This window comes from Actinophytocola sp. (assembly GCF_035712165.1).
In the GTDB taxonomy this organism is placed as follows: domain Bacteria; phylum Actinomycetota; class Actinomycetes; order Mycobacteriales; family Pseudonocardiaceae; genus DASYTH01.
In genome coordinates this window covers 1-6,586 of the sequence record NZ_DASTBH010000023.1, presented here as the reverse complement: position 1 = coordinate 6,586, position 6,586 = coordinate 1, and the positions used below count along the sequence as shown (strand labels likewise).

The window sequence follows — 6,586 nt, the reverse complement described above, 5'->3', positions numbered from 1 at the left end:
CTCGAGGTGGCGGTCGCGGATCTCGCGCGCGATGTCGACGGCCGCCCGAAGGTGCGTCGCGGCATCGGGAGCACCGGCGGCCGCCAGCCCGATCAGGGCGCTCGCCGCGCGGTCGCGGTCGCCGATCTTGACGGCGAGGTCGACGGCCCTGGCGTGGTACCGCGCGGCGTCGTCCGGCCGGCCAGCCAGCCGGTGCGCGGTGCCGAGCACGTCGAGCACCATCGCCTCGCCCTCGCGATCGCCGAACTCCCGGGTCACGGCGAGGGCCTTGGCCCCGGTGTCGATCGCCTCGGCGGGCCGGCCGAGGCGCGCCGTGACGCTGGCGATGCCGCCGAGGACCCGGCCCTCGAAGAGGTGGCTGCCGATGTCGCGAAACCCGGCCAGGCACCGGTGGTAGTGCTCGGCCGCCTCCGGGTACCGGCCGAGCCGCTCGTAGACCTCCGCCAGGTTGCCCAGGGTGCGCGCGGTGCCGACCCGGTCGCCGATCTCGATGAACGTGGCCAGCACCCGCTCCGACTGGGTGATCGCCTCGTCGTACCGGCCCTGCAGCATCAGCGTGCCGGCAAGGTTGCTCAGTGCCACCGCCGCCTGGGCCCACTCGCCCTGTCCGGCCAGGATCTCGTGCGCCTGGGTGAAGCATTCCTCGGCCCGGGCGCCGTCGCTGAGCTGCCACAGGAACGAACCGAGGCTGCTCTGTGCCGCCGCCTCGGCCACCCGGTCGCCCTCGGCCTGGAATACCGCGAGGGCCTGGTCGATCTCGCTGACCGCGTCCCGGCACTGCCCGAGCCGGCTCAGCGTGATCGCGAGATGCCGGCGGGCGTGGGCCACCCCCATCCGGTCACCGGCCGCGTCACCGGCCCGCACCGCGATCTCGTGCATCCGTATGGCTTCCGGGTGATAGCCACCGTTGTCGAAGTACCGCCAGGTCACCGCGGCCAGCGCGACGGCGACCTCGGGCCGGCCATGGTCCGCCGTGTACCCGGCGATGCCGACCAGGTTGGTCCGGTTCGCGTCCAGCCACGCCGTCGCGGCCGCCTGGTCCGCCAGCGCCGGGATCGGCCAGACCGGCAGGGCCACCCCCGGTCGGCGGTGTTTCTCATGGGGGACCATGACATCCATCGCGGCGGACGCCGCGGCCAGGTAGTGCTCGGCAAGCCGGCCGTGCGCGTCCCGGCCGGCGGCATCATCCAGATCGTCCGACTGCTCCGCGGCGTACCCGCGGAGCAGATCGTGCATGCCGTACCGGCCGGGAACCGGTTCGTGGAGCAGGTGCCCGCGACCGAGACGGTCGAGCAGCCGGGCAGCGGTCCGCGCGTCGGTGTCCAGCAGCGCGGCCGCCGCGTACCGGTCGACCTCGGCCGTGACCACGGTGCCCAACAGGCGGAACGCGCGGGCTACGTCGGCCGGCAGCGCCCGGTACGACCAGGACAGCACGTTGCGCACCGCGATGTGCCGATCCCCCTCTCCGTCAAGGAGATCGAGCCGCCGGTCCGCGTCGGCCAACTCCGCGGTCAGCGCGGCGACGCTCGCGGCGGGATGGATCACCAGGTACTCCGCCGCGATGCACAGGGCGAGCGGCAGGTACGCGCACCGCTCGGCGAGCGCCGCCGTCCCGGCCGGGTCCACCGTCACCCGATCACCGGCCCGCCGGGCGAGTAGGGCCACCGAATCGTTGGGGGATAGTAGATCCAGCTCGATCCGCACCGCCCCGTGCCGGACCCCGAGGGCCAGGATGCGTTCCCGGCTGGTCACCACCACCTGGCAGGCCGGACCGCCGGGCAGCAGCTGTCGGACATGGTCGTAGCCGTCGGCGTTGTCGAGCACGACGAGCACCCGGCGGTGCGCCAGCACGCTGCGGTACAGCGCGGCCCGCTCGTCGATGTCGGCCGGCACCGCCGAACCGTCCACACCCAGCGCCCGCAGGAAAACCGCGAGTACATCGGCCGGCGACAGCGGCCGATCCCGGTCGTAGCCGCGCAGATCCGCGAACAGTTGGCCGTCGGGAAACCGCTCGACGATCCGGTGGGACCAGTGGACGGCGAGCGCGGTCTTCCCCACCCCGGCGGTGCCGCCGATAACCACGACCCGCATCACCGTGCCGGGATCGTCCCGGTCGAGCAGGCCATCCAGCATCGCCAGCTCCGCCTGGCGCCCAACGAAACCCCGGACATCGGCGGGTAGCTCCCGGGGCACGGCCGCGCCCCGGCCGGCGGCCACGTCCACGTGCGGCGACTCGGGCCCGGCGGCACTCGTCCGCACCGGCCCGGCCTCATCCCGCAGCAGCGACCGGTCGTTGCGCAGCACCCGGTCGTGCAGGGCCATCAGCTCCGGGCCCGGATCCAACCCGAGCTCGTCGCGCAACCGGCCACGCACGTCCCACCAGGCCGCGAGCGCATCGGCCTGCCGCCCGGCGCGGTACAGCGCGAGCATCAGCTGCCCGCACAACCGTTCCCGCAGCGGATGTTCCGCGACCAGGGCGGTCAACTCCGGAACGAGCTCGGTGCCGGCGCCCCCGGCGAGCTCGGCCGCCATACAGTCCTCGGCCGCCACCAGCCGGCTCTCCTCCAGCCGCCGCGCCGCCGCGCTCAGCCCGCCGCCCGCGTTCGTCCCGCCGAGAGCCGGCCCCCGCCACAAGGCCAGGGCGGCACGAAACCCCGCGACAGCAGCCCGCCCGTCGCCCTCGGCCCCCGCCCGCCGCGCGGACCTGACCAGCTCGGCGAACCGCAGGTGATCCACCCGATCGGGCTCGACCCGGAGCACATAGCCCGGCGGCCGCGTGGTCAGGCAGCCGTCCCACTCCCGGCCACCCGACGACAACGTCCGTCGCAACGCGAAAACCTGATCGTGAACCCGGGCCCGAGCTGACGGCGGCGCCCCGTCCGGCCACATCACGGCGGTCAACTGCTCGACCGAGACCACCTGGTTGGCCTGCAGCGCAAGCGACGCCAGCAGCGTCCGGCGTAACCGTCCGCCCAGCGCGAGCGGTCCGTCGTCCGACCAGGCCTCGACCGGTCCCAGCACCCGAATCTCCACGGCACCCCCACAGCCCGGCCGTCCGCCGAGTCGGCGCGGCGTGGTCCCGAGGGTAGGCCGCCGCCCGGTTGAGGTTGTGCGGAAGTTGTTTGTACGACCGCCGGCCCGGAGCCCGCACAACCGCTGGGGCGTTGGAGTTGGCGCGTCGGCGGCTGTCGGAGGTCGACCCTGGTGTTGCCGGCGAGGCCGGCACCACCCTGCTGACCGGACGGGCCGCCGAGAACGTTCCAGCCGTTCTGCCCCGGCCACGAGAAGCCCTCCAGGCTCTGCCCGCCCTGGCCACCGTTGCCGCCGAAGCCACCATTGCCGCCCGGGCCGGCAGGCCCGGGGTTTCCGCCGTAACCGCCGGCGTTGTCGATGAAGAGCTGGTTCAGGCCGTAGCCGTTCGGATTGCCGTGCACCCGCACCGAGCCGATGGCCAGCACGACGTCCCGGGCGATGATGGTCGTCTCGCCGGTCAGTTCGATGGTGTCCGGCAGGGTGACCGTGGCCGCCAGCACGGTTCCGCTGACCGGTGTAGTCACGCCGCGTACGCCGCGCAACCGGGCCAACGAGGAGCCCAACTCCGCCCGCCAGTCCACTTTCTGGTGCCGCAGCGCGGTGATCCGCTCGGCCAGGTCGGTCGCCGCGGCAACGGAATACGTTGCGTGGCCGCACGGATACCGCGCAACCCGAGGTGGGCCGCCGCGTCCTGTGCACCAAACGAGAGCGGGAGTCCGCCATGCGAACGACGACCATGCCGGTCCTGGTAGGTGGCACCGTCCTCACGGCGGGCTGCGCACCGCCGCCGCCCGCGTCGCCGGCCGGCTCGACCGTGCCGACGGTGTCGGCCGCGCCGGTCTGCGCGCCCTGCGTGGGGCACCGGGGCGCGGGAGGCACCGGCCCAGACCACCGACGCGCTGGTCGAGGTCCGCGTGGGCCGGCATGACTGTTACGACCGGGTGGTCTTGGACATCGCCGGTGCGGCGGAGGTCGGCTATGTCGTGAGCTACGTGCCGGTCGTCACCGCGGACGGATCCGGACAGCCGGTCCCCGTAGCGGGTTCTGCGGCGCTGCAGGTCGTGGTGCGCGCTCCCGTCCAGGGTTTCGACGCCTCCGGCGACCCACCGGTCTTCGGGGACGATCTGTACGGCGAGAGCCAACTCGCCGGCTGGAAGAGCCTGCGCGCGATCCGGTTCGCCGGCTCCTTCGAGGGCCAGTCCACCATCGCGATCGGGGTCAGCGCGATGGTGCCGTTCCAGGTGTCCAGTCAACTCGACCCCACCAACCACACCCGGGAGATGGTTCTCGACATCGCCCACGTGGGCTGACCGCCGACCGCCGCACCCGCATTTCGTGCGCCATGAATACGCTTTTGTCGATGAGCGCACGATCGAATGGCTCTGAAAATCGTGGTTTTCGGGGTAAGCTGCTCTTCCGCGTCTGAGCAGATTTGGGATGAACGATGTCCACGCAACCGAAGGCCGGCAAAGCCTACTGGGCCGTGTTGTTGATCCTGATTCCACCACTGGCCATTGTCGCGGCATGGTTCCTGCTTCCCATCTGGGCATGGCTCGCCGTGCTGGCATTGTTGATGCTGTTCCTGGCGATCGTGGGTAAACAGGTGGTCGGCCTGAGTCGTGGGGCCGTCGTCGACCTGCGGAACAAGGTCAGCCTGTCCCGCTTTCAGACCGTGCTGTGGACCGTTCTCATCGTGTCCGCGTTCTTCGTGGCGGCCGTGCACAACGTCCGCGGTGGCCAGGCCGACCCGCTGGGGATCACGATCCCGCCGGAACTGTGGATCCTGCTCGGCGTCAGCGTCACCTCGCTCGTCGGCGCCGGCCTGATCAAGCAGGAAAAGGCGCGGAGCACACCGAATCGGGAGAGCGCCGAGTTGGCGTTGACCAAGGCACACCTGACGGAAGAGTCCGACACGCTCGTCAAGGTGGGCGACTATTCGGTGGCCGCGGCGGACGAGGCGGAAGCGAAATCCACCGGCGGCCGCATCATGGCCAAGGGCGTCCTCGCCGTCAACGACTCACCGCAACAGTCGAGTTGGCTGGACCTGTTCCGCAGTGAGGAGGTGGGCGGGATCGGACGGCTCGATCTCGGCAAGATCCAGATGTTCTACTTCACCCTGATCATCGTCGGCTCCTACGCGGTGGCGGTCGGCTCGGCCCTGGCCGCGGTCTCGGCCAAGATCACCGCGCTGCCCGGCATCAGCGAGGGTGCCATCGCCCTCCTCGGCATCAGCCACGCCACCTACCTCACGACCAAAACGGTGTCCAGCACATCCACGAGCCCAGCGGGTCGCGGGTCCTGACCTCAGCCCGCGGGACCGGCGAGCAGGGTGGACTTGGCGCTTCCGAGGATCACCTGGGCGGATAGACAGGGATCCACCGCGGCGATGCGACATCGCCGTCTCGAGTAGACAGTCTTGTGGCATGGATCGTGACATGAATACCACCTGTCTAACTCTCGACGATGGGCCGGTGCGGCGCGGGCCGCGCGGGTCGATCAGCCGGTTGCCCAGTGGGTCGTTGCGGGTGCGGGTCTACGCCGGGATCAACCCGGTCACCGGCCGCGCGCACTACCTCCGCAAGACCGTCCCGGCCGGGCCGACGTCCACCCGTTCTTCCGTTCCAGCCCGGCAACCAGACCAGACACATACTCCCGAACCCGGGCCCGGGGCTCGGACGGATGAACCGGTCAGCGATCCGCTCATGCACCCGTTCCAGCTCCGCGAACACGAGATCAACTACCGACCAACCAAGTGCCGTTGCAGTACTAATACTCCAGCGGCACTTTGTGATCTTGGCTGTGTCGGCGCTGGTAGTGGGCTTGTCGTGCTCGGTATTGGTGTTGTCGGCGCCAGTGGGACCAGGCCCAGGTCAGGGTGCGGCTGGGGAAGGTGGTGATCAGGTGTGCCAGAAGACGTTTGACCTCGCCCAACGTGACTGCGATGAGGCCGCCGCCAGGGCTTTTGGGGCGATAGCGGCGGTCACGGCCAGGTAGGTGTGGGCGAGCATGGCTAGGGTGATGTGGCGGTACCAGGCGTCGTAGCGGCGGACTTGGTAGTGGTCCAGGCCGACCTCGGTTTTCGCCGTCTGGAAACAGTCTTCGATCGCCCAGCGTGCCCCGGCGACCCGGATTAGGTCGTCATCGGCGGTTCCTGTTGGGGCGCAACACAAGTAGTAGGCCAGTTCGTGCTCGCCCTTGCTGTTGCGGGTCAGGGAGCGACGCGCCAGCAACCACCGTTGCCAACCTGCGGGGGTGGTGTCGGAGTAGGTCGGCAACTCGGCGACGGCCCAGTCGAACATGCGTGGCCCTTTGGCGCCCTCGCCACAGCTACGGCGCTTCCACGCCTGGCCGGGCGCGTGGGCCACCAGCACATCAGCGCGGGAGGTGCCAGCCGCCGCCGGGATGGTCTGGTTGGCCGGCACGGCCACGACGTAGCCGATCCGCCGATCTTCCAGCCAAGACCGGAACTTCGAGTCCCCGCCGTAGGCCTCGTCGGCAGTGACCCATCCAGCGGGCACACCGGCATCCAGCGCTCGGGCGAGCATGCGCCGAG

General features: G+C 70.8%; 4 protein-coding genes. 2 read left to right on the top strand and 2 right to left on the bottom strand.

From position 1 onward, the window contains the following. On the bottom strand, positions 1 to 3,021 hold a 3,021-nt coding region (locus VFO68_RS01160), incomplete at its 3' end, for an AfsR/SARP family transcriptional regulator (protein WP_325156222.1). A 764-nt stretch (positions 3,022 to 3,785) separates the two neighbouring features. On the opposite strand from VFO68_RS01160, the gene VFO68_RS01155 reads away from it, so the two are divergent. After that, positions 3,786 to 4,343, top strand: a complete 558-nt coding sequence (locus VFO68_RS01155) for an AMIN-like domain-containing (lipo)protein (RefSeq protein WP_422652899.1) — start codon at positions 3,786 to 3,788, stop codon at positions 4,341 to 4,343. Positions 4,344 to 4,477: 134 nt separating this feature from the next. Further along, positions 4,478 to 5,335 carry a hypothetical protein gene (locus VFO68_RS01150; RefSeq protein WP_325156220.1) on the top strand — a complete coding sequence of 286 codons (858 nt, stop codon included), beginning with the start codon at positions 4,478 to 4,480 and terminating at the stop codon, positions 5,333 to 5,335. 595 nt (positions 5,336 to 5,930) lie between these two features. On the opposite strand, the gene VFO68_RS01145 is transcribed toward VFO68_RS01150, so the two are convergent. Continuing rightward, positions 5,931 to 6,586, bottom strand: a 656-nt coding sequence (locus VFO68_RS01145) for an IS701 family transposase (RefSeq protein ID WP_325156219.1), incomplete at its 5' end; no start/stop codon positions are given.

Coding starts and splice junctions, on each gene's coding strand:
- VFO68_RS01150 (WP_325156220.1), top strand. CDS start 4,478: ATGTCCACGCAACCGAAGGCCGGCAAAGCCTACTGGGCCGTGTTGTTG.